The organism is Vibrio sp. OPT46 (assembly GCF_015163535.1).
Lineage (GTDB): Bacteria > Pseudomonadota > Gammaproteobacteria > Enterobacterales > Vibrionaceae > Vibrio > Vibrio alginolyticus.
Genome location: NZ_JADDYG010000673.1, coordinates 1 through 273, shown reverse-complemented (window position 1 = coordinate 273; position 273 = coordinate 1). Strand labels below are relative to the sequence as shown.

Below are 273 nucleotides of genomic sequence, written 5' to 3'. Positions count from 1 at the left end.
TCTTCCAATATGGAAATCATACGTTTAAATGGATAAGTATGATAATTCACTTGGTAATCCGACTCCGCGAAGATAGCGCTGACGATATCGGTCACAATTCCGGAGTGCATTTGTCCCTGTTGTTCAATTTGAAATGGTCGAGCTTGTTCAGCAATGACGTAATAGTTCACTTGACTTGCGGTCACATGAGAACTTACAACAATTAAGCTAAAAGCCAATCTAAGTAGAAGTCTTTTCATCGTATCCTCGATTATTATTTGTGCGTAGCTATAT

Annotated in this window: 1 pseudogene; it reads right to left on the bottom strand. The window is 38.5% G+C overall.

Annotated elements, in window-relative coordinates:
- Positions 1–239: pseudogene (locus IQR33_RS24295) on the bottom strand (amino acid ABC transporter); the annotation flags it as partial.
- Positions 240–273: the final 34 nt, after the last annotated feature.